The sequence below is a fragment of the Sphingopyxis sp. GW821-FHT10B01 genome (assembly GCF_059415685.1).
Window position 1 is genome coordinate 352847 of record NZ_JBWKNS010000004.1, and the last position, 24242, is coordinate 377088.

The following is a 24242-nucleotide window of genomic DNA, read 5'->3' on the forward strand; positions in this document are numbered from 1 at the left end:
AGGACTGATGTGATGAAATTGACCACCCTGCTGGGCTCGACCTGTATTGCGTCGCTGGCGTTCGCCGCGGCGCCGGCGTTCGCCGATACGACCGTTACGGGCAACAGCACCACCCCACTGGTCACATCGAGCGCGGGCGACATTGCCATCCAGACGGATGCCAGGCTCGAGGTCGGGTCGGGCGCGGCTATCACCGTCAACAGCAACAATGACGTGACGATCGCCGACGACGACGAGGACGACAGCGAGGACGAGCCAGGCCAGATCGTGACGGGCGACGAAGATGGCGCGACAGGCATATTGATCAGGCCGGGTGTCACGACGTCGATCGCCAACGGCGGCACGATCTCGGTCCTCGAGGACTTCGAACCCGCGGACGAGGATGGGGACGGCATTGCCGACAGCGCCATTGCCTCGGCCAGCGATCGCTACGGCATCCATGTGGAGGGCGGCGGGACCGTGTCCGGCACAATCGAGAATACGGGAACCATCACCGTCGAGGGACTCAATTCGGGAGGTATCGTCGTCGATTCGGCGCTCGACGGCTCTTTGATCCAGGACGGCACCATCCGCGTGATCGGCGACTATTCGGTGGGCGTCAAAACCAGCGACGTCAGCGGCGACCTCGTGATGGAAGGCTCGACGCTGGTCACCGGCCGCGGCGCCACGGCGCTGTCGGTCGAGGGCGACATCGGGGGATCGCTCCGCATTCAGGGGATCGTCGGGCAGTCGACGAGCTTCGCCTATGATGACGATAGCAGCGTTTCGCTATCACGTTTCGACTTGCGGCTGAATGCGCCCGCGGTGTCGATTGCTGGCGACGTCGCGGGCGGCATCATCGTCGCCGCGCAGCCGACGAACGAGGATGATGCCGACACCGACGAAGACGACGACGGTGTCGTCGACACCGAAGAAGGCACCGGTAACGTCTATTCTTACGGCAATGGTCCGGCGATACTGATCGCGGGCGACGAGGACATCACCATCGGCGAACTGGCGGGCAGCGGCTATTCGCTGCTGGTCGAAGGAACGGTGTCGGGCACCGCCAACTACAGCAATACCGACGCTTATGGCATCGTCATCGGCGGCGGCAACGGCACGGTCGTCCTGCCCGGCGGCATAGGGGTGACCGGCACGGTTTCAGCAACGACGTATGACGAGAGGGCGACGGCCCTCCTGCTCGCCGAAGGCGTGACGGTGCCCTCCCTATACAATAGCGGCACGATCCAGGCGACGATCACCTCGCCGGGCGAGGGGGCGGCCTACGCGATCCACGATCTTTCGGGGTCGCTGACCAAGCTCGAGAACACGGGCTTCATCACGGCATCGGGGTCGAGTTCGGATACCAGGCATGCGATCAATCTCGCCAATACGACCGATGACGTCACCATCACCCAATATATGAACGCCGAAGATCTCGCCGCCCGCGCCGAGATCGAGGAAGACCTCGAGGAGGGCGAAACCGATACAACCGTCTATACCAGGATCACGGGCGACATCGTGACGGGCTCTGGGAACGACACGCTCGCGGTCGACGCGGGACAGATCGTCGGCAACAGCTTCTTCAACGGTGGCAACGACCGTCTCCTCCTGTCGGGCGAAGGCGAATATTATGGCAAGGTCTCCTTCGGCGACGGGAGCGCGCTAGCCGACCTGTCGGACGAGGCGATATTCGTCGGTAGTATCGACTTCAACAATTTGGCCGGGACGCTATCGGTCAACGACGCGGCGGTTTTCTCCGGGACGATTTCAGGCGGCACCGCGGCCTCGGTCGTCGTCAATGGCGGCACCTTCGGCCTCGACGGTGCAAAGACGATCTCGATCGGCTCGCTGACCGTGAAGTCGGGCGGGACCCTCAACGCCTATCTCGACACGGGGACCCAGACGGCGTCGCTGATCATCGCCGACACCGCGGTGTTCGAGAGCGGCGCCAAAGTTTCGGCAACGGTCGACTCGCTGTCCGCCGAGGGCAGCTATGTCATACTGAAAGCCGCGAACCTCGAAGGTGACCCGGCCTTTGACGAGGCGACGACCGAACTTCCCTTCGTATTCGCGGGTTCGATCGAGGTCGAGGGCAACGACCTTCTGCTCGACATCCGCCGCAAGACCGCGGCCGAGGTCGGCCTGACCGGCGCAGCGACCAGCGCCTATGACGCGATCCTGACCGCCGCCAGCACCGACGACATAATCGCGCAGAGCTTCCTCGACATCATGGACAAGGAGGCTCTGCAGGGTCAGGTCTCGCAGATGCTTCCCGACCATGCGGGCGGGCTGTTCGACCAGGTCACACGCGCCTCGCGTCTGTCTGCCCAGCACATCATGGACAGCGATTCCATCTTCGATGTGACCGAAACGGGCGGCATGGCCGTCTGGCTCGAGCCGGTTGCGTGGCGCGGCAATCGCAATGCCACCGCCACCAACAGCTACAAGACGAGTGGTTGGGGCATGTCAGGTGGCGCCGAATGGTTGACCGACATCGGATATGTTGGCGGGTCCTACGCCTGGCTCAGCGGTACGGTCGAAAACAATGGCGGCACAGGAAAGATCGATACCTCGCAGCACGACTTCGCGGCCTTCTGGCGTACGAGCAAGCCCGGTCCCTTCTATGCCTTTGCGCGTGTCGGTGCCGGACGCGCATCCTTTTCGAGCACGCGCGACGTCACGGTCACGGCGAGCGAGGTCGAATCGACCTATTCGACGACCGCCGACTGGAACGGCTGGCTCTTCTCGGGCATGGCCGGCGCATCCTATGCCTTTCAGCCGACCAGCCGGTTTGCCATCCGCCCAAAGGCGGTGGTCGAATGGTACCGGCTCAGCGAGGGCGGCTACAGCGAAACAGGCGGCGGCGACGCGATCGATCTGACCGTCGCGAAACGCAACAGTTCGTCGCTGAGCGCGATCACCGCGGTGGCAGTCTCTTATGCGTTTGGCGCCCCGCGCAAGGACTACCACCCGCTGACGCTCGAGCTGGAGGCCGGACGACGTACCAATTTGTCGGGCAAGCTTGGGGCGACCACGGCGAATTTCACCGACGACGAAACTGCCGCTGATCCTTTCACCATTGTTGCCGACCCGATCGACGACGCCTGGCTCGGCGAAGTTCGCCTGCTCGCGGGGGGCTGGGACTATACATGGAAGGTCGCGGCGGGAGCTGAAAAGACAGACAACAGCGACATTGGCTATTCGGCGCGCGTGTCGCTCAGCGTCGCATTTTGATCCGCTTCGTTCCCGGCACCACCTCGAACCGAGGCTTTTTCATGCAGTTTGTTGATCTTCGACTGGGGAGCTCGCTCGTCGCAGTGGCGCTCTCTCTAAATGCTTTTTCGCCGGTCGTGGCCCAGGAAGTCCCGGCGGCGCAAAGCCCGCCCGAAACGCGCATGGCATCGACCATCATCTCGATCGCGGTCGTAGGAAATCAGCGCCTCGAAACGCAAACGATCCTGTCCTACCTTCGGCTTCGCGTAGGGCAGACATATGATCGTGCCGCGCTCGACCAGGCGCTGAAGGATCTCGCCGCCACCGAGCTGTTCAAGGATTACCAGATTACCGACGACCAAGGGGCCTTGACGATCGAGGTCACCGAGAACCCCGTGATCAACCGCATCATCCTCGAGGGCAACAAGCGCCTCAAGGAAGACAAGATCCGCCCTGAAATCAAGCTCGCGCCGCGCCAGATCTTCACCCGGTCGAAGGTTCGTGCCGACGTTGCGCGGATCATCGAGCTCTACAAGCGCCAGGGCCGCTTCGCTGCGACGGTCGAACCGAAGATGGTCTCGCTCGAGCAGAACCGCGTCGATGTGGTGTTCGAAATCAACGAAGGGCCGAAGTCGAAGGTCCGCCAGATCAACATCATCGGCAACGAGAAGTTCAGCGACAAGCAGCTTGAAAGCGAGATGGCGACCAAGGAAACGCGGTTTATGACGATGCTGTCGTCGAACACCAGCTACGACCCCGATCGCCTCGCCTATGACCAGCAGAAGCTGCGCCTCTTCTACCTGCAGAACGGCTATGCCGATTTCCGGGTGATTTCGGCAGTCGCCGAGCTGACGAGCAACAAGCAGGACTTCATCATCACCTACGTCGTCGAGGAGGGCGAACGCTACAAGTTCGGTAACGTCGATGTGAAGAGTGAGCTCCGCGATTTCCAGCCCGAAATGCTCAAAAAGCTGCTGCCGATGAAATCCGGCGCCTGGTATGACGCGAAGCAAGTCGAGGACACGGTCGAAAGCCTGAGCGAGACCGCGGGCCTGTTCGGCTACGCCTTTGCCGACATCAACCCCGAATTTCGCCGCGACCCCGAAACCCGGACGATGGCGATCACCTTCAACGTCGCCGAAAGCCCACGAACCTACGTGGAGCGCATCGACGTCAACGGCAACACGCTGACCCACGACAAGGTCCTGCGACGCGAATTCCGCCTGAACGAAGGCGACGCCTTCAACAGCTTCGGTGTCAAGCGCACCGAGAACCGTATCAACAGCCTTGGCTATTTTCAGGAAAATCTGGCGATCGAACGCAAGGAAGGCAGCGCCCCCGACCGCATCATCCTCGAAACCAATGTCGAGGAAAAGCCGACCGGCGAACTCTCGCTGTCGGCAGGCTATTCGTCGGTCGAGAATATGCTGCTCCAGGGGTCGATCCGCCAGCGTAACTTCCGGGGCCTCGGCCAGACACTGCAGGCGTCGGTCAGCTACTCGACCTATTCGAAGTCGGTCGAACTCGGTTTCACCGAGCCCTATCTGTTCGACCGCAATATCTCGGTGGGCGGCACCATCTACCGGCGCGACCTCAATTCCTACAATATCATCGACAACGAGGAGCAGACAACTTTCCAGCAGGTCACGACAGGCTTCCAGGTCAACGCCGGCGTCCCGCTCACCGAGTTTCTTTCCTTCTTCGGGCGCTACACGCTCAACTATGACGATGTCTCGCTCGACGAGAGCCTGTATTATTTCGGTGACGAATGCGACCCGCTGGTGGCCGGCCGGTATCTTTGCGATGCGATCGGCAAGCGGACCACATCGATGCTCGGCTTCACGCTCGCCTATGACAATCGGGACAATCGAATGCGGCCGACGCGCGGCCAGTCGCTTTCGCTCAGCGGCGATTTCGCCGGCCTCGGTGGCAGCGTCAGCTATGCCCGCGCGCGTCTCCAGGGCAGCAAGCATTTCAATCTCGGCAGCCGCTTCATCCTCAACCTGTCGGCCGAGGGCGGCTACATCCATCCCCTCGGCGACAATCAATCCTCAGCCGACGAGAAGGTCCTCCTGACCGATCGCTTCTTCCTTGGCGAACCGCAGATGCGCGGCTTTGACATCCGCGGCGTCGGTCCGCGCGTCATCCGCTACAATACTGTCGACCTGACCGATCCGGGCAATCCCGTCATCGATACGAGTTCGAGTTCGCAGACCGACGACGCGCTAGGCGGCCGCGCCTATTATCAGGGCCGGGTCGAGATGGATATTCCATTGGGCACCGGGGCGAAGGAACTGGGCCTGCGGCCGTCGATCTTCCTCGACGTCGGTGCGGTCTTCGGGCTTCGCAAGCCGACGCTGACGACCCTGACCGATTTTCGCGATCCGACCGATGGGCTCACCAAATATCTCTGCCGAAATGCTTCGGCCGGTACGACGCAGTTTGCGACCCAGACCGTCGGCTCCGACGGCACGCCTTCCGGCAGTTACACGGTCTGTCCGAGCGGCTTCTCTTCGCTCGCTCCGTTCGAGGAACGATATTTCGGAAATAGCTGGATGCCGCGCGTTGCGCTCGGTGTCGGCGTCAACTGGAATTCACCTTTCGGGCCGTTCCGGATCGATTTCGCTTACGCCCTTCGCAAGGAAGAGGGTGACGATACCAAGCGCTTCTCCTTCAATGTCGGAACCCAGTTCTGACCCGCGGTCGGCATCGCCCCCGTCCTTGCGGCCCGTCACTCGCCGCAAGGACGGCGGTGACCGAAAATGACCCCAGCGCCGATGCACACGAGCGGACGGAAATCGGAAATCCTGTCGCCATGCGCACGCACCGAAATGGAAACATGATGAATATTCTGGCAGTTCCCACTCGCCAACCGATCATGGCGCCAAGGCCGCTGTTTGACGACGGAGCAGGCTGGAATGTCGTCGAACGACGATTGTTATCGCCGGCGCGGAAATCGGCCATCGGATGTCTCGTGCGACTGGAGCGGGCAGACGGCGAGCGGTCGGATTGGCGGCCCGGTGACTTGATCGAGCTCTGCAAGCCGTCGCAACACACCGGAATCTCGTTCGGTTCCCTCTCGGATATTCACCCCGGGCCCTGGCATGGCGCCGTGAGCCTACTTCCGGGTGGGTGGCCGGTTCGGTCTGGTACTTTGCACAGGCGCAAGGGGGTAACACGCTTGCCCATAGCGTCTCCGGCAGAAGCGGGGACACTCGATCTTCTCGTCTTTGCGGGAAGCGAAGCGACGCCCGCGCTCACGGACGAGGCAAGCCGAAGCCTGCTTTTGGAGATGACGGTCAATTTGCGCATCCTCAGGTCACAGATCGATAGAACATTCGGGGGGCCACTGCTGTTCATCGGCGATTTCGGTGCTGCCGCAATCGCGCGCGCCTTCTTTCAGGAGCTCGGGCGCAAAGAGCAGCTATTCCTGATCGAGAGCGGGCGCGACGAAGCGTTTGCCCTGCTGAAGGTCATCTTTCCACACGACCGCTGGAGCGACGGCACCGCGGCGTGTATGCCCAAGCTTGTTGGCGCGAGAATATTTCCTGAGATACTTGAGGCACATAGCCGGAGAATTCGATCATTGGTCGATGCAGGCGGACAAATCGTCGTCGCCGGCACATCTTGCCATTTCACTTCTATCGCCTGTGAAGGTCTGGGTCGCTTTTTCGGTGAGAAAATATTGGCCATGCTCGCGGATTCAGGCCGTTTTAGAAGGATAATTTTGTGAGGAGGGCGTGGATGCTACTCGCCTTGTGGTGAGGGGCACGTCCCGGTCGTCCCCCGCGGCCCTGACGGCGGGCCCTGCCCGGCTGCGGCCAGCATCACGAGAAGCAGGGCAGTGCCGGCAACAATTTCTTCATCAAGTGATCCTTGGCGCGAGAAAAATGGGTGGACCGGGCGGCGGTAGCGCCGCCGCCCGGTCCAGGAAAGACGCGTCACCCGGGGGGACACGGACGTGTCTTTCCGGCGCTCGCCCGAAAAGTGTCGGTGCGGGCGTCATAGGAACTATTCTTGCTGGCAGGCGCGGACGGGGCGCACCTCGAGACGGTGCGTGCGCCACATGGGCGGCCAGCCAATGTCCCGTAAGGACGCAGGTGATAATTTCTCATCAATCGACAAACGGACGTCGCGGCAGAACCCTTCGCGCGGCGCCTGTTTTTCATACGGATACATCTGCCGTTCATTGCGCGCGCCATAGCCCGATGGCCTCACATCCTTAGAAAATGGCGGGATGCCGGTGTCGTTTCAGCAGTCCTTGTCCCCGACCGAACCTGTACCAGCCTTGGGCGGAACAGACCTTCACGCGGAGCTTTCGCAGCCTGCGGCCGATCCCGATGATGTGCTGATGGCCCTCGCCGCGCGCGGCGATGTCGACGCCTTCGGCAAGCTGGTCGAGCGCCATAGTGCGCGCCTTTATCGTGTTGCCTTTCGCCTGATGTGCGATGGACAGGAAGCCGAGGACGCGGTGCAGGACTGCTTCACCCGACTATGGCAAAATGCGCCGCTGTGGGAACAGCGTGGCGGTGGACTGCTGACCTGGCTCCAGCGGGTTACCGTCAATCTTTGCCTCGATCGCTTGCGGCGCTTTCGGGTTGTCACGGACAGTGACGTGCCCGACATTGAGGACCATTCACCTGGTCCCGAACGGCAACTTGCGATACGACGGCTCGAGCATATGATAGAGCAGGCGTTGGGCGCTTTACCGCATCGGCATCGCGCTGCGCTTGTGCTATGCTATCTGGAAGGTTTGTCGAACCTGCTTGCCGCGGAGATGCTCGGCCTGAATGTGAAGGCAATGGAATCGCTGCTGTTCAGGGCACGGCGGAGTCTGCGAGAACAGTTGGAGCGAATGGGCGTGGCGGCCGAGGATCTGGAGTTGCTGGCATGAGCGCGACCGAGAGTCGCAAGGATGAACTTGCGGCGCTCGCGCTGTCGCGTCTTTCCGATCCGCCGATTCCCGATGGATTGGCGGCGCGCATCGCCGCACGCGCTACGGCTCTGCCACAAATAGGAACCGCGGAGCCCGCCCCCGTCACCGCGCCACGCACGATTGTTACGCCAACCATCGATGAGCCTGGGCGCCTTCTTTCGCCGCGTTGGCGCGCTTATGTCGCCGCATCGGTCGCTGCAGCGGCGCTCCTGTCTGTCGGCGTGTTGCTTGGCACGGGCAACTCGCAGGATGATCGACCCGCACTCGCGCGCGATGCAACTCCTGTTCCACCTCCTTCAACCGGGCACCAGCCTCCTGCCATACTGGCCGACGCCGAGCCGGTCGATGACGCCCCGGGCGACGTCAAACCCGCGCAGCGGCCTAAAAAGGCGGCGCAAGTTTCCCGATCGGTGATGCTTCTTCCCGTGCCCGCGATTCCGGTCGAGCAAGCGCCGGAAGAGAAGGCGACCCAAAGCCCGGCGCCTCCCGTAAAGCCTGCGCCCGTCGACGAGAGATTGGCGCAAACGGGTCCGCAGATCATTCCGCAAGGCAATATCATCTCCGCCCCCCTCTATGGACCGCCGGCGCCCTCCGGACTCGGCATTGCGGGATCGGCCTACGGCCCGTCCCCGGTTTCCGGCGAAGCGGGCGATGGAGGTCGTGGATCGCGCGGCGGTTCGCCAGACCCCTCGTCGGGTGGGCGGCCTGGGTCATCTACACCGCGAGGTCCTGGTCCGAGACGTTGAACGAAGCCGCTTCGCTTGCGTGAGTGTTGTGGTTCGAGCGTTTGGCCGCGTACCTATTGGAGCGTGAGGGGCAGTGTCCGGCCGTTCTGGTGTTGATTTGGCGGATGGGCCGCCTGTTGTTCTTTCCTCTTGCGACGTCGCCGCCGCAATTGCTCCACCGACCCTCTGCGAAATCGGGCTGAAGCTGCGTATGATCAGCAGCAAGCGGATCTTGCGCCCGTCGAACAACTGTTCCGAAAATGAAGCCCATCGACCAGCGTTCATTGGGTGCTGTCGATCGGACCCGGCTCGCGCCGCGTTGCTTGGAGTTCCCGTTTTCGCATCTTGTTGCCGCGCTGCCCGCATCGACGTTCATCCACCGCCTGCTCGGGTCGCGGTACGATTTTTCTCGCGGATCAGTTCGATCAGCGCGCGGAGCCCGGCAGGGACGTGGCGCCGGCCCGGATAATAGAGGCATAGGCCAGGATAGCGGGGACTCCAGTCCTCCAGCACAGGGATCAGCCGTCCTTCTACGATATCATCCTGCACCACCCATTCGTTCAGATAGACGAGCCCGATTCCCGCAAGCGCGGCCTCGACCATCAGGCTTGTCTCGTCGAGAACCAGTGATCCGGGCACATCGACCTCGACGGCTTCGCCGCGTTTCTCGAACTCCCAGCGCCAGATCGCTCCAGTCGCAAGACGCGCCCGTATGCAAAGATGACTCAGCAGGTCAGCCGGCACTTTCGGCTGGTCGCGACCCGCGAAATAGCCCGGCGTACCGACGACGATCATGCGCTGCGATCCGCCGATCGGAACGGCGATCATATCCTGCGGGACGGACTCGGCGAGGCGGATTCCCGCATCGAAGCCCTGCTCCACGACGTCGACCAGCTTTCCTTCGGTTGCCAGCACCAGATTCATGTCGGGGTTGCGATCGAGATATTCGAGAAAGAGGGGCGTCAGCAACATTCGCGCCGCGCCGATCGACATATTGATCCGTAGCGTACCGGTCGGGGTCTGCCTCTGGTCGTTGATATCCTCAATCGCGTTGCCGATTTCCTTCAGGGCAGGGGCGACACGCGCGATGAACCGCTCGCCGGCGTCGGTAGCGGAGACACTGCGGGTCGTTCGGTTGAAAAGCCGTACGCCAAGTCGGGCTTCCAACGCCGCAACGGAATGGCTGAGCGCCGACGGCGACATGCCAATCTCGATCGCGGCCGCGCGGAAGCTGCCGAGCCGGGCAACCGCGAGGATCGCGTCATATTCGGTGAATCCGGTTCGCATTATCTCAATTCCTGCATCAGCTCATGTCGATCTATCCTACTTATTCACCGAATTGCAGATGTCTAAATTGATCGGATCAAGGAGATTGCATCATGAAGACCATCGACCAGATCTACATCGACGGCGCGTTCGTCATTCCGCATGGCGAAGAGACGTTCGACCTCTACAATCCGGCGACTGCGCGCGCCATCGGGCGAGTCCGCCTGGGGGACGAACTGGACACGCAAGCTGCGATATTGGCAGCGAAGCGCGCCTTCCCCACGATGTCGCGGACAACAAAAGACGAACGGATGGCGATGCTCGAAGGGCTGGCCCGCGCACTTGAAGCGCGGAACGCGGATCTGGTCGAGGCGGTCGTCGAGGAATTCGGCGCGCCGCTGCCCTTTGCTAGCTGGATGGCCGGATATGCAGCGGAAGTATTGCGCCTCGCGGCCCGGACGCTGGCGGACTATGAACTCACACGCCAGGTCGGCACCGCCCGCGTCACGATGGAGCCGCACGGCGTTGTCGGGCTCATCACGCCATGGAACGCGAATGCGAGTTTCATTACCGGCAAGCTCGCCATGGTGATCGCATCCGGCTCGACGTGTGTGATCAAGCCCAGCGAGATGAGCGCTTTGCAGACCCAGATCGTCGCCGAGGCGCTCCACGCTGCGGGACTGCCTGCGGGCATATTCAATATCGTCAACGGGCGCGGTGATGTGGTCGGTGCCGAATTGTGCCGGCATCCCGACGTCGCCAAGATCAGCTTCACCGGCTCGACGGGCACGGGCCGCGCGATCCTTCGCGCCAGCGCGGAGACCTTCAAGCGCTTCACGCTCGAACTTGGCGGAAAATCGCCCATGGTTATCCTCGACGATGCCGATTTCGCTGCCGCCATGCCCTTCGTGCTGCAAGCTGGCTTCATGAATAGCGGGCAGGCCTGCATCGCGGGTACGCGGATATTGGTGCCGGCACATCGGCTCGCCGAGTTCGAGGCGGCGATCAAGGCGGCAGTTGCTTTGATACGCTCGGGCGACCCGCGCGATCCGGCAACAATGATCGGGCCCATGGTCAGCCAGCGCCAATGGGAACGTGTGCAATCCTATATTCGCAAAGGACTGGAAGAAGGCGCGGCGCTGTTGGTCGGCGGCGAGGGAAGGCCCGAAGGAACATTGGATGGTTGGTTCGTGAGGCCGACGATCTTCACCAATGTCCGCAATGACATGGCAATAGCGCGCGACGAGATTTTCGGGCCGGTCCTGACGATCATCCCTTATGAAGGCGACGAAGAGGCCGTCGCGATCGCCAATGACACCGATTATGGCCTTCACGCCTATGTTGCCGGACGCGACGAGGTGCGTGCCCGCGGCGTTGCCGACCGGATCGTCGCCGGACGGGTCGTCATCAATGACGCACCGGTGGAAATGTCGTCGCCATTCGGCGGATTCAAGCATTCGGGCATCGGGCGCGAAAATGGGGCCTTCGGTCTCGACGCCTATCTCGAACCCAAGGCGGTTATGGGGTGACGTGACAAACCTCTGCCCCGGATTGCTGTTCCACCCTTTCCGGGGCGGTCCGCTCCAATTCGGGGGCGCGAGCCGTCCCTGGACGTGAGCATGCTGGTCCATAGACTTTGCCCGGCGATGCCTATGCTTCGGCTTTGGCCGGACGCAGATCATGATCGAGCGCGGCCACCGAACCGGGATATGGTAAAATACCCGAATAGATCCAGCCTTTGCCGATGGGAGATCGGAGAAGATCGCAGCCGCAATATTTGCAGCGCGCCCGCGTCACTTCCGCACCGTTCTGCGCGCCGACAGATCTTACCTGATGGCGGCCAACGTCGCACAATGGCTGGGCTTTTCTCGGCCGGCGGCCTGATTTTTCATATGTCATCGGCGCATGCTGCAATCGAAGCGCAGCCGCCAAATGTCCGAGTGTGTCTCGGATGTTTCAGAGTCGGTAAGGCTTCTCCACGAAGCGGTTGGACGGAGGCTCCTTAGCGCGGGCGCATTGTCGCGCTGACGGTCGAAACCAGCATGTAGCCCTCGTTCCGGACCGTGCGGATGAGGCTGTCCCCGGGCGCGTTCAACTTGCGTCGCAACCGGCTGATCTGAATGTCGATCGCTCGATCGAAGGATTCGGTTTCCGGTCCCCGTGCAGCCTGCAGAAGGAGGTCCCTGCTCAAGACCCTGCGCGGGCGTTCGACGAAAACCCGCAGGAGCGCAAACTCGCCTCCCGTCAAGTCAATGAGCGTTCCGTCCTGATCGAAAAGTTCATTTGCATCGAGATCGATGCGCCAGCCGCGAAAGAACAGCGTTTTTCGGGGCTGTTCCACAGGCGAGCGCCGACGCAGCAAAGTTCGCACATGGGCCAGAATTTCGCGCGGGCTGCATGGTTTCGACAGATAATGTTCGGCACCAATCTCGAGCCCGAGTATCCGGTCATCCTCGTCCCCAAGCGCACTCAGCAGGATGACCGGTGGTGCGCCATTGGCCGCGAGCCGGCGGCATACCGATAACCCGTCTTCGCCAGGCATCATGATATCGAGTATGACAACATCGACGGGGTGCGCCGCAAGAATTCTGTCCATCTCTATCGCGTCGCCGGCCGTGAGAACTTGATAGCCCCGGGCTCTCATGTTCTGGCCAAGCCGCTCCCGAATGACCGGATCGTCATCGACGAGTAGCAAGGACCCAATCATATCGGTCGCGGAAGGATATTCGGTCATAACGCTCCATATGCGATCTTGCCTGTTTATATCGTCAAATGGCGTCGGAACGAAATCGCTCCGACCGATCAAGCCAGAGAAATTCAGCTAACTTGTTCATCGGCGATACGTTTAGGCTCCACGCAATACTCGATCCAGCTTTTCTGTGTGGTGCAATCGGGCGGTGCCAAAAGGCGCAGTGCTGCCATGCCCGCACGCATGAAGGCTTCGAGATGGGAAACATCGCTGCTTTCGGCATACGCGCCGACGCTTGTATGAATATATTGTCGCTCCATCGGCGACCACATGGAAATGGGGAAATCCTGCACGACTATTCTCCAAAGCCCCATCACTGATATTTTCCGTCATGAACACCGTGCACGCATGCGACCCAGCGCGGCCGTTTCCCCAAAGTTGCCGTGCCAATCACCCGTTTCGGTGCGGCGGCTTGCTGCCATCCAGCATCTCTGTGATTTCATCGATATGACAAGCTCCGTAGCCCGCAGCGAAGAGGTTTTCTTTTTCGTTCGCAACACGCAGCTCGTCTTGTTTGTGGAGGGCCATGCTGAACTGGCGCAGAGCTTCCAGCCTTGGTCCTGCCAGTGGATTGGGCCCCTTGGTCCGAACGATCATACGCAAGAAGCAATCCCATTTTCCCCGTGCAGGCGATGCGAGATCGGCATCGCGCTGCGCCAGCAAGACGACCTGCCTTTCCAGCAGTGTCAGAGACCGCAGAGGGGGTTCCGGCGCTATGGGGACGGACGAAGGATGAGCATCGCTTACGGCATTGAGGGGGAGGGATTCCATCGTGAGATTTCGACCTGCAGCTGGAAACGATCTTCGGAACGTCGCCAGGAAACTGCCCCTGTCGGGAGAAGATCGGATATGGATATGTCTCCAATATGTCTGAGACACCTAAGATCCAGACGCACTGGGGAAATGTCGGACGTGCAGAACCGGCTTCACCCCGCATCGATCCTGGCGCGGGCAAGGTTTGAATCGGAAGGCGCTGACGCGAGACATGAATTTCGGCATGCATAGACGCTCGACGACAGATCGTAGGAAGAGAGGGATCGCAATGGACGTTGGCGGTCAGCGGCGAAGACTCCCCCTGTTTGTACGAATCTTCTCGGTGATGCTTTTGCTTGTGCTTGGCGCCCAGATTCTGAATTTCGCGGTCGTTCTTGCCGCTCGATTGCCAACCCCGTCCGTTTTCCTCGTGGAAGATGTAGCCGATCAGTTATCGACTGGACAGTCCACGCAAACGCTTCGCGTGCGATCGGGAGAGCCTCCATCGCTCGACGGTGAGGATCGACGAGACCGCGATTTTCGAGCTCTTTTGTGCAAGCGCCTCGGCCAGCCGGTCGAGCGATGCCGAATGTCGATTTCCCGACCGCCGCTTCGTGAAATCGCCTTCAGGATGGGCAATCAAAATTCCCGCCGGTTCGATGTGATGCCGCGTCATCCCGAACTTCTTGTCGGAGGATTCGAGGCCGCGATCCAACTGCCCGACGGACAATGGCGCGTTATTTCGCCGACATCCAACTTCATCGAGCAATGGCAATGGCAAGCCCTGCTTTGGTTGGGTGCAATGATCCTTCTCGTTGCGCCGATCGCATGGATCATGGCTCGCTATGTTGCTGCGCCCGTGCATTTTTTTGCCAACGCCGCCGAGCGGCTGGGACGCGATCCCGGGGCACCGCAACTTGAATTGCGTGGGCCACCCGAAATTGTTGCCGCCGCACAGGCCTTCAACGCCATGCAGGAGCGACTCCAGCGCTATGTGGAGGACCGGACAACGATGATTGCCGCGATCGCTCACGACCTGCGAACGCCGTTGATGCGTCTCAGCATTTTGCTCGATGATGCTCCTGCGGGAACGCGCCGCGCGGCCGAAGCAGAAATCCGGGAGATGAAGGAGCGGATCAGCGGTATCCTCGCATTCATTCGCGGCGCCAATCAATCCGGGCGCCGTCAACGCTTGAGGTTGAGAAGCCTGATCGACAGCGTCGCGTCGGGGTTGGTCGATCAGGGCAAAGATGTTGAAGTCGAGGACGGCGAGGACATTGTAATCGAGGCAGACGTGGCAGGTCTGCGCGCGCTCTTGTCGAATCTGCTCGAAAATGCGGTCAACTATGGCGGCGGCGCCAGGGTAAGCTTGGCCCGGGTCAACGACGACGCCGAAATTCATATTGTCGATAATGGACCTGGCATACCCGCGCTCGAACTGGAACGTGTCTTTGCACCATTTTATCGGCTCGAAGCATCGAGAAGCAGGCTGACAGGAGGAGCTGGTTTGGGGCTGGCTAGCGCGCGCGCAGTCGCGCGCGCGCATGGCGGCGACGTGACTTTGCGAAACCGGGATCAGGGCGGCCTCATCGCCTTGGTCTCGCTTCCTCTGGAAGCGCGTGTCCGATAATCCTGGTAGATGTTTTTGCTCGGCACTCCGGACCGCTTAGAAGCAATGCGCGCAAGGTAGGGCGCGTTACCCTGCGCCTCCTTGCCGCCAGGCACGCGAACAGGACGATCGCGCCGCTCCGATTGCATCGGCATGGTGGCTGCCGACGTTGCCCGAGCCCCAGCGGAAGCGCGAGTAGCTCGCATTTCCTTCTGCTGAAAAACCAAAGCCGCCGCCAGTGAACAAGGCGGCAGGCGCCATGCGATTGGAGCGAACAGAGCGGTCAATCTCCTATGCTCGGATCTCGGCGGATGATCTGTGATCCGACCGCGCCCCTCCGACGGCGAATATTCGGCAACCCAGGAATTGGGGCGGCTCTCGGGGGGACGGGGGCGGGCCCGAAAATGGCGATTTACGGACAGGTGGCCTTCAGGCACCCGTCGCGCACGGCGATGAGTTGCAGTTGATGTGCGGCAGTGAGGCGAGATTGTTCGCCTGAGCGCGGCCAATGAGGCTCCTCCGCCTTTGTTCCCACCTTGGAGCCGCGGCCGGCCGCATTTCCCAGCACTGATGCGCAAATTTCCTGCGACGGGCGCGAAGGGTTTTGGCTTTTCATCCGTTTAATAGTCGAGTGCAAATATCGATCCGAGCGATTGAGTTGCAGATCGAATTAATCCAGTGAATTTCGAAAATGAGATCGAATGTGGGAAGTTTGTCTAATTATCAAATATTTGACAATAGAAAATCATTCTCGATAGGGCGTACTCATCTGTCGATTACCATTGGAGGAAAGAATATAAGATATGCATATATTAGAAATAACGGATGCAGTTCATTCAAATACGCGATGGGGGCTGGAGAAAATGAGAAATTGTCTGAGTTGAAATATTCTTTCAGGTGTGGGATTTTTGAGCAATATGATGCCACCATATTCGTGTGGAGGGATCCAGAATCTCGATTGATCAGCCTATACAGAAGCAAAATACTGGATGAGAGGCATTGCACTGATATCGTAAGGAGGTTCGAGAAATACGCCAAGGGAAAGGGCGCTTCTTTCGAACTGTTTGCGGAATTTGCGGCTAGGAATCCGGACCCGCACTGCATTCCCCAAGCAGCGCACCTCAAGCGACTCATATACACACACGCCATCCCGCTTGAACGGCTATATCCTGCGATGGTTGATATCGTCGGCGTTGAGGCGGCCGACCCCTTCCGTCGACCGATCGGTGCGTCAAGCGGCGCGCTGGTCGAGGTAAGCGACCGGGCACGGGACATCATCTGCGCGCATTATGCCGCCGACTACAGGTTGATTGCTCGGCTTATCCAGCAGGACGCTTGCGCGGGGCAGGTTCGCGCATGACCGCGATCTCGAACGTCGATCCCGGCCGCAATTCCATCGAGTTTTCCTTCGACCATGCATCCGACCTACCCACCTCCAGACGGGCTGACACCGCAGGCCCGGTCGGCCCACTAAGGCAGTCCCTTGCCATGGCATGGCCACGCGATTGGACGGTCGTCGAATGCCGATGCGAGACGACGTGATGCACCTCGGCTTCTTGCTTGATCATAGCGCGGTGCATCACGCCGCACATATTCTGCCCATCGCCAACGCGCTGGCGCAACTTGCCCGCGATGCTCGCATTGAGGTTTTCACCGCTGGCGATGCCGTGGCGAATGAGATCCCCCGATTTTTGGTTCCAGCTACCAACATCACGGTAACCATCCTGAAAGCGCCGCATCAACCCGCCCGGATTATCGAAAAACTTTCGGGCGGCGCCCTGCCAGCCGAGCGTGTATCGATCCTAGCCCGGAACCTCGATCGATTTCGCAAACTTGATGCGCTGGTCGTGTCTGAAAAGACCTCGTTGCTGCTGAAGACCCGTTTCGGACTTAGCAACCTGAAGCTGATCCATGCGCGCCATGGCGCGGGCGACCGAGCCGTCGAGTTCGAAAGGGCGAATGGAAACTTCGATTTCGTTCTGATTCCCGGGCCGAAGATTCGTGATCGTCTTCAGGAAAAAGGGCTGCTCAAGCCCGGCGGCTTTGCGATCGTCGGTTATCCGAAGTTCGACATCCCGAAGACGGAGCCGCCAATATGTCCCTTCGGCAATGACAGGCCCACCGTTCTCTATAATCCGCACCCCTCGCTCGCGCTATCGTCATGGTATCGGATGGGGCGCGAGGTTCTCGAATATCTGGCAGCCGACGAACGGATAAATCTGCTGTTCGCGCCGCATGTCATGCTGTTCGCAAAACGCTTCAAAATTTCGCTGAGGCCTTTTTCCTTCGCTCGCGTGGGCGACGTTCCGACCGGGCTGCATCGACAGCCCGGAGTTCATATTGACAAAGGCAGCCCGGCCAGCGTCGACATGAGCTACACCCGGCTCGCCGACATCTATATCGGGGACGCCAGCAGCCAGGTCTACGAATTCCTGGTCCGGCCGCGCCCGTGCATTTTCCTCAACCCCCATCGTCACGACTGGCAGCGCAACCCGAATTTCCTGCAATGGCATGCCGGCCCCGTGGTCCACGACATTGCTGGCCTCGATCGGGCGCTACAGCGGGCGCTCGCCAGCCCGCACTATTGGCGTGATGTGCAGGAAACTATGTTCGCCGAGACTATCCATCTCAACGCGGCACCTTCTTCCTACCGCGCGGCGGAAGCCATTCTCGAATATCTCCACCGCCGATGAAAGGGGTTGACGTTTCCGGTCAGGCCAATTGGGTCATGGCCAAAGGCTATGCTCCTGACGATTCTGGTGATTGCGGTCGCCATCGATCTTGCCGCCTTTGCTTTTGAGCCGGCGCTCCTGGCGGCGGGGCGGGGGGGAGCAGCGCTGGCCGGACGGGCCTGCGGCGCTGCCATCTATGCTTTCCTTCTCCCGGCATTGCTCGATCGGTTCGGCGCCTACGGCGGGGCTTGGGCCCCTGTCGCTGGGGCGGCTGCCGTGGCCGCGCTTTCCTTTTACAATGTCCGCCGCATGGGCTTGCGTCCACGCCGCCAGTCGAAACGAAACACGGGCCACCGGCGGCTATGCCGCTCATCGGACAGCGCTTGCATTTGGCAAAATTCTGGCGCGTCATAATCCATCGCGCGTGCATCTCTGGCTATCTTGACCAACGGACGCCGCCACCAAAAATTACGTCTGCCGGGCCCTGTTCCAGGCACGTCCTACATCGCCATCGGGGCGGGGCGGCGGACGCTTGCCATAAGCCTGGCCCTTCTGATCACGGCGTTGCTGCTGTTCATGCTGCTCATCTTTGGCTCGGAAGCGCCGCCTGACCACCGGGCGGAGCGCGTGAGCGTGGTGCGCCTCGAAGTCGCGGAGATTTCGGAGGAAGCACCCAAACCGAGCGGTGCGAAGCGCGAGCAGGCCGACGAGGAGCCCGTAAGACCGCAGCCAGCGACCCAGGACCCGCAGCCGTCGGAACCCGCCGCACCGCTGCCCCCGCAAGCCGTTGCACCGAAAGCCGCGCCGACGATACCGACACCCAGCCAGTGGCCACCATCGCCGACGCCTCCCCGGATCGGCGTTCGTCCGCCTGGCGGGCAGGTCTATGGCCCACCGAATATTGGCGGTTCCACCTCCCGCGATTCGGAGCGCGTGGGCACGGCTCCGAATGGCGAGCCGCTTTATGCGGCAGCCTGGTATCGCGAGCCGAGCGACGCCGAGCTGCGCGGCTATTTGTCCACTGCCAGCGGCCCCGGTTGGGGATTGATCGCTTGCCGCACAGCGCCGGATTATCGTGTCGAGGATTGCGTCGGGCTCGACGAGTATCCGAACGGATCGCAGATCAATCGCGCCGTGCTCGCCGCAGCGTGGCAGTTCAAGGTTCGGCCTCCGCGGATCGGAGGACGGCCGATGGTGGGCGCTTGGGTCAGGATCAGGATCGATTACGGCACCGGGCGGCGTTAGGTGCAGGCCCTATTGACTCCCTGGCCCGAATCCATCCGGGGACAAATAGGGGCCATGTCCGCTCGGGAACACATTTCTCCATCACCTGCGTCGCAAATGTGACGTGGTGAACCGATCCGCCTTGAGTCAGAGTGAGAGAGCTTCGGGAAACCCGTGACGGGCAGAGGCTTGGAGAGAGGCTCCAGGCGCTCGTCGCGGAGACTAGCCATGACCCATCCTGTTCAAGCGGTGACCGCTTGCCCCTCCCGGGGCTACAAAGTGGATATTTCCCGCGGCCGGCGTATCGGCCGCATTTCCTCGGAGTGGTTCTCGCGCCCCGATGATGAGCGCTATCTTTCGCTGAACGCGCTCTTCGAGGCCGTTCGTGCCCGCGCCGAGGTTGCGACAACCCATATGGCCGACACCCGTGCAATTCGCGTTGTGGCGGCGAGCGACAATCCGGCGCGGCTTGCCTTTTTGCTTCCTGACGGCGCCGAGCCGGTTGCACCGACCCACTGGTCGTTCGGCCAGCTTTGCGGCCTCGTGGGGGCGCCTTCCGGCTATCTGCGCCAGCTGCCTGCGGCCCTGGCGGGGATCAATATGCAGCATGGCCTGCTGTCGCATCGGGGCGAACTGGTCAAAACCCTCGAGTCCGGTGACGGACGCGCCGAACTGCGCGCAGTCACCGGTCCCGACTATGGGCGCATCTGGGACCACGAGCTGGTGTCGGCCGTGATGAAGATCGCGGGGAATGGAACGGGGGACACGCGCTGGAAGGTCCCGGGCATGCTCGACTGGTCGACGATGCGACACAATCCCTTCGTCGAAGTCACCAAGGACAGCACCACGCTCTATGCGAGCGACCGCGATGTCTTCCTCTTTCTCGTCGACGATGCGAATCCGATTGAGGCGGGACGGCTGCCGAATGGCGACCCGGACCTCTTCTTCCGCGGCTTCTACTGCTGGAACAGCGAGGTTGGCTCGAAGTCGCTCGGGATGGCGACCTTCTATTTGCGCGCCGTCTGCATGAACCGCAACATCTGGGGCGCCGAGGCCTTCGAGGAAATCAGCATCCGTCACAGCAAGTTCGCTGCCGGACGGTTCGCGCAGGAAGCATCGCCCGCGCTGGAACGCTTCGCCGCCTCATCGCCCGGATCCTTCGTGAACGGAATCAAGGCGTCGCGCGCCGCTATCGTCGCCCGGACGGATGACGATCGGCAGACATTCCTGCGTGGGCGCGGCTTCTCGAAGGGCGAAAGCGACCGGATCATCCGGAGCGTGCTGAAGGAGGAGGGACATCCCCCATCTTCGATTTTCGACTTCGTGCAAGGGATCACCGCGCTCGCCCGCGAGCGACCGCATCAGGATGCACGCCTCGATTTGGAAGCGAAGGGGGCACGCCTGCTGGCGTCGGTCCATTGACCGGTCCTTAGCGTGCGTGATCCGGCGCGGCTCTCTTCCCCAGAGGAAGAGGGCTGCGCCGGTCCCATGACGGGCCAGGAGCCGGGAGAGAGTCTCGCGGCGGCTCGTCATGGAGAATGTCATGACGAAAGTTGCAAAAATTTCGCTTAGCGGCGCGAAGGAGATCCCCTTCAGCGCGCTTGTCCTGAGCCAGGCCAATGTGCGGCGGGTCAAGGCCGGCGTGTCGATCGACACGCTTGCGGCCGATATCGCGAGGCGCGGCCTGCTCCAGAGCCTCACCGTTCGCGCCGAGCGCGACGAGGAAGGCCAGGAGACGGGGCGTTATGAGGTGCCGGCCGGCGGCCGCCGCTTCCGCGCGCTCCAGCAGCTGGTCAAGCAGCGGCGCATGGCGAAGACCGAGCCCGTCCCCTGCATCGTCCGCGAGGACGACGAGGTTTCGGCCGAAGAGGATTCGCTCGCCGAAAATATCCACCGCGAGCCCTTACATCCACTCGATCAGTTCCGCTCGATGCAGAAGCTCGTCGAGCAGGGGAGCGACATCGAAACGATCGCCGCTACCTTCATGGTCACCCCGGCGGTGGTGAAACAGCGCCTCAAGCTCGCGTCAGTCTCGCCGAAGCTGCATGAGGTCTATGCCGAGGACGGCATGACGCTCGAACAACTCATGGCCTTCTCGGTCGCGAGCGACCATGCGCGGCAGGAACAGGTCTGGGAGATGCTGCAATCGAGCACGACCCAGCAGCCCTGGTTCATCCGCGCGCGGCTCACCGAGGACAAGGTGCGCGCCTCGGACAAGCGCGTCCGCTTCGTGACGCTGGCCGCCTATATCGAGGCGGGCGGCCATGTCCTTCGCGATCTCTTCGAAACCGACGACGGCGGCTGGCTCGAGGATGTCGCGTTGCTCGACCGGCTCCAGACCGAGAAGCTCGACGCCGCGGTTGCGGCGATCGCCGCCGAGGGCTGGAAGTGGGTCGAGGCGGCGGTCGATTTCCAATACGGCCACACCTACGGCCTGCGCGAGATCGACGGCGAAGTGCCCGAGACGAACGCCGAGGACGAGGCCCGTGTCGAGGCCCTTCGTGAGGAGGCCGATCGGCTCGAAGACGAATGGGCGGGTCATGACGACATCCCCGACGAGGTCAGCGCCCGCATCGAGGCGATCGACGAAGAAATCGCGCCGCTCGTCTCGAAGCCGCTCATCTACGATCCGGCCGAGGTCGCGATCGCCGGGGCTTTCGTCAGCATCGATGTCGACGGGTCCCTCTACGTCGAACGCGGCTATGTCCGCCCCGAGGATGAGCCCGAGCAGGACGTGGACGACACGCCTGCCGATCCCGGTGGCGCTGAGGCTGACGACGATAGGGTAGACGCGGCCGAGGTGGAAGGCGGAGCGCACGATCCCGTACCCGGTGGCGGCGAGGTTGAAGATCCCGACGACCTTGTTCGTCCGCTCCCGGACAAGCTGGTCACCGACCTCACCGCGCACCGGACCCTGGCGCTCCGCGATGCGGTGGCGGGCTCTCCGCGGGTGGCCTTCGCCGCGATGCTGCACGCGCTCGTCCTCGAATGCTTCTACACCTACGCCAGTTCTGCGAGCTGCATCACTATCGCGATGCGGAGCGACTCTCTGGTCGGCTATGGCAGCAACCTCAACGACACGGCGTCGGCACGCTCGATCCGCGAACGGCATGAAGCCTGGTCGGCGCGCCTCCCCGATGCGACTGCGGAACTCTGGGACTGTCTCGCCGCGCTCGACGACAGTGATCAGGCGCAGCTCTTCGCGCACTGTGTGTCGTTCGGCATCAGCGCGGTATGGGAACCGGCGACGCGGTACAATGAGGGGCGGGTGTCTGCGCGCGCCGTCGCAAGCCGGATCGAGCATTCCCACATCCTCGCTCGTGCCGCCGGTCTCGACATGGTCGCTGCGGGCTGGGTCGCCACGACCGAAAATTATCTCGGCCGAGTGACCAAGCCCGGGATTCTCGACGCGGTTGAGGAGGCCTGCGGGGCCGAGGCGGCCGCGCGTCTCAGCGGCATGAAAAAGCCCGACATGGCGAGTGCCGCCGAGGAGCTTCTGCGCGAGACGGGCTGGCTCGCCCACCCGCTGCGCACCCCGCCGGTGGCGGAAGTCGAAGAGGCGCCGGACGAAGCCGCGGTCGGCGATGTCGGCGCGGCGGCCGGCGAGCCGGATGACGGCGAAGCAGACGCGGCTGACGCGCCCGCTGCGGCGAACGATGACGAGGCGGCGAGCGCTGGCGAGGATGGCGGCGAAGGTGATGAAGGCGACGCCGGTCTCGATGCGGTTGCCGCCGAATAAGGCCAACCTCGATCCCATGCGGGAAGCTCGGCGATTGCCGGGCTTCCCGTCTTTTTGCCTACCCCTTGAAATCGTCGCAGCGCGGTCGAACATTCTCGTAATCAACCGGCAGGGGCTGCCGGGGCCGGAATGTTCGGAGCAGCGCCGATGTGGTGGGCGCCGCGTCATGGCATCCCGATCGAAGGAGCCCACTATGTCCAATGCCGCTGCCGATGTCGCTCGCCGCCTCGCCGAGAATGCCGAGAGCGTTTGCCGCCGCTATCTGTCGAACGGCCGGCGCGAAGGCCATTACTGGATGGTCGGCGATGTCCACAACGCGCACGGCCGCAGTCTCTACGTGCGCTTGTGCGGTAGCGGCGACGGCCTCCGCCCGCCGGGAAAATGGACTGACGCTGCGAGCGGCGATCATGGCGATCTCCTCGACATCATTGCCGCGAGCTGCGGTCATACAAGCTTCCGTGACACGCTCGACGAAGCCCGCCGCTTCCTGAGCCTTCCTCCGCCGTCCGAAGCGATACGCAATCCGCCGCCGCGAAAATCGAGGGCAGGAACGCCCGAGGCGGCAAGGCGGCTGTGGGCGGCCTCGAAACCCCTTGGTGACAGCGTCGCGTACGACTATCTCGCATCGCGGGCGATTACCGATTTGCGCGAGACGAGCTGGCTTCGATTTCACCCGCATTGCTACTATCGGCCCTCCACCGACGACGATCCGCATGCGCGTAAGGCATGGCCGGCGCTGATCGCGGCTACCACCGACGAGCAAGGCGCGGTCGTGGGCGTGCATCGCACTTGGCTCGATCCAGCGTCGCGCGAAAAGGCGCCCATAGCCCACCCGCGGCGAGCGATGGGCCATCTGCTCGGCCACGGCGTCCGGTTCGGCTTGGCGGCCCCCGTCATGGTGGCCGGCGAGGGGATCGAGACCATCTTGTCGCTGCGGCAAGTGTCACCCGCCTTGCCAGCGATCGCGGCGCTGTCGGCGGCGCACCTCGGCGCAATCGCATTTCCCCCCGCACTGCGGCGCCTTTATGTGGCGCGGGACGACGACCCCGCCGGTTCGATGGCGCTCGCAGCCTTGACCGAGCGTGCCGAACCGGTCGGGATCGAAGTCATTGGCCTCGAGCCGCGGCGCGGTGATTTCAATGCCGATCTCCAGACGCTCGGCCGCGAGCGCTTGGCGTCCGCCCTGCGTTCGCAGTTCAGCCCGGCAGATTGCACTCTGCTTCCTTGACGGTAACGGCTTTGCCGGAACGGGGCGATATCGTGCACCGGCGGGGCCAAGGTACCTTCGAGGCCGCGCTCCGGCCTTCGCAAGAGGGCGACTACGGCGCGCTGTGCCGAGCCCGCAATGGAGACCGGGCGGCTATTTTCCGCCGG

General features: G+C 62.1%; 17 protein-coding genes. 12 read left to right on the plus strand and 5 right to left on the minus strand.

Translation table 11 applies throughout. The features are described from left to right. The first annotated feature begins 12 nt into the window (after positions 1-12). The 4 genes from AC07NV_RS14425 to AC07NV_RS14440 all read left to right on the plus strand — a co-directional run bounded on the left by AC07NV_RS14425 (position 13) and on the right by AC07NV_RS14440 (position 8089). Positions 13-3216 carry an autotransporter family protein gene (locus tag AC07NV_RS14425; protein WP_495167055.1) on the plus strand — a complete coding sequence of 1068 codons (3204 nt, stop codon included), beginning with the start codon at positions 13-15 and terminating at the stop codon, positions 3214-3216. 41 nt (positions 3217-3257) lie between these two features. After that, positions 3258-5891, plus strand: coding sequence for an outer membrane protein assembly factor BamA (bamA, locus tag AC07NV_RS14430; RefSeq protein ID WP_495167056.1), 2634 nt, complete (start codon positions 3258-3260; stop codon positions 5889-5891). Positions 5892-5947: 56 nt separating this feature from the next. Next, a complete protein-coding gene (locus AC07NV_RS14435) occupies positions 5948-6928 on the plus strand; it encodes a hypothetical protein (RefSeq protein ID WP_495167057.1) in 981 nt (326 codons plus the stop codon). A 504-nt stretch (positions 6929-7432) separates the two neighbouring features. Continuing rightward, positions 7433-8089 (plus strand): RNA polymerase sigma factor, encoded by a 657-nt coding sequence (locus tag AC07NV_RS14440; RefSeq protein ID WP_495167058.1) that lies wholly within the window; start codon positions 7433-7435, stop codon positions 8087-8089. A 1139-nt stretch (positions 8090-9228) separates the two neighbouring features. Here the strand turns inward: AC07NV_RS14440 and AC07NV_RS14445 are convergent. Continuing rightward, entirely contained in the window at positions 9229-10143 is a 915-nt protein-coding gene (locus AC07NV_RS14445) for a LysR family transcriptional regulator (RefSeq protein WP_495167059.1), read from the minus strand. 92 nt (positions 10144-10235) lie between these two features. Here AC07NV_RS14445 and AC07NV_RS14450 point away from each other — a divergent pair, with 92 nt between their 5' ends. After that, the gene (locus AC07NV_RS14450) at positions 10236-11651 is read left to right on the plus strand and encodes an aldehyde dehydrogenase family protein (RefSeq protein ID WP_495167060.1); all 1416 of its coding nucleotides are present in this window, start codon (positions 10236-10238) and stop codon (positions 11649-11651) included. 121 nt (positions 11652-11772) lie between these two features. Here AC07NV_RS14450 and AC07NV_RS14455 read toward each other — a convergent pair whose 3' ends face one another. The 4 genes from AC07NV_RS14455 to AC07NV_RS14470 form a co-directional block, all read right to left on the minus strand. Then, positions 11773-12021, minus strand: a complete 249-nt coding sequence (locus AC07NV_RS14455; protein ID WP_495167061.1) for a hypothetical protein — start codon at positions 12019-12021, stop codon at positions 11773-11775. A 103-nt stretch (positions 12022-12124) separates the two neighbouring features. Further along, entirely contained in the window at positions 12125-12856 is a 732-nt protein-coding gene (locus AC07NV_RS14460; protein WP_495167062.1) for a response regulator, read from the minus strand. 83 nt (positions 12857-12939) lie between these two features. Further along, positions 12940-13164 (minus strand): hypothetical protein, encoded by a 225-nt coding sequence (locus AC07NV_RS14465; RefSeq protein WP_495167063.1) that lies wholly within the window; start codon positions 13162-13164, stop codon positions 12940-12942. Positions 13165-13261: 97 nt separating this feature from the next. Continuing rightward, on the minus strand, positions 13262-13534 hold the full coding sequence (locus AC07NV_RS14470; protein WP_495167064.1) for a hypothetical protein: 273 nt from the start codon (positions 13532-13534) through the stop codon (positions 13262-13264). A 436-nt stretch (positions 13535-13970) separates the two neighbouring features. On the opposite strand from AC07NV_RS14470, the gene AC07NV_RS14475 reads away from it, so the two are divergent. The 7 genes from AC07NV_RS14475 to AC07NV_RS14505 all read left to right on the plus strand — a co-directional run bounded on the left by AC07NV_RS14475 (position 13971) and on the right by AC07NV_RS14505 (position 24096). Beyond that, positions 13971-15254 (plus strand): HAMP domain-containing sensor histidine kinase, encoded by a 1284-nt coding sequence (locus tag AC07NV_RS14475; protein ID WP_495167278.1) that lies wholly within the window; start codon positions 13971-13973, stop codon positions 15252-15254. 682 nt (positions 15255-15936) lie between these two features. Beyond that, positions 15937-16593 carry a sulfotransferase family 2 domain-containing protein gene (locus tag AC07NV_RS14480; RefSeq protein ID WP_495167065.1) on the plus strand — a complete coding sequence of 219 codons (657 nt, stop codon included), beginning with the start codon at positions 15937-15939 and terminating at the stop codon, positions 16591-16593. Positions 16594-16726: 133 nt separating this feature from the next. Next, a complete protein-coding gene (locus AC07NV_RS14485) occupies positions 16727-17926 on the plus strand; it encodes a CDP-glycerol glycerophosphotransferase family protein (RefSeq protein ID WP_495167066.1) in 1200 nt (399 codons plus the stop codon). 420 nt (positions 17927-18346) lie between these two features. After that, on the plus strand, positions 18347-19150 hold the full coding sequence (locus tag AC07NV_RS14490) for a hypothetical protein (protein ID WP_495167067.1): 804 nt from the start codon (positions 18347-18349) through the stop codon (positions 19148-19150). A gap of 207 nt (positions 19151-19357) precedes the next feature. Continuing rightward, positions 19358-20551, plus strand: a complete 1194-nt coding sequence (locus AC07NV_RS14495; RefSeq protein WP_495167279.1) for a DUF932 domain-containing protein — start codon at positions 19358-19360, stop codon at positions 20549-20551. Between the two features lie 121 nt (positions 20552-20672). Further along, on the plus strand, positions 20673-22868 hold the full coding sequence (locus tag AC07NV_RS14500; protein ID WP_495167068.1) for a ParB/RepB/Spo0J family partition protein: 2196 nt from the start codon (positions 20673-20675) through the stop codon (positions 22866-22868). A gap of 193 nt (positions 22869-23061) precedes the next feature. Next, positions 23062-24096, plus strand: coding sequence for a DUF7146 domain-containing protein (locus AC07NV_RS14505; protein ID WP_495167069.1), 1035 nt, complete (start codon positions 23062-23064; stop codon positions 24094-24096). The last annotated feature ends 146 nt before the right edge of the window (positions 24097-24242 follow it).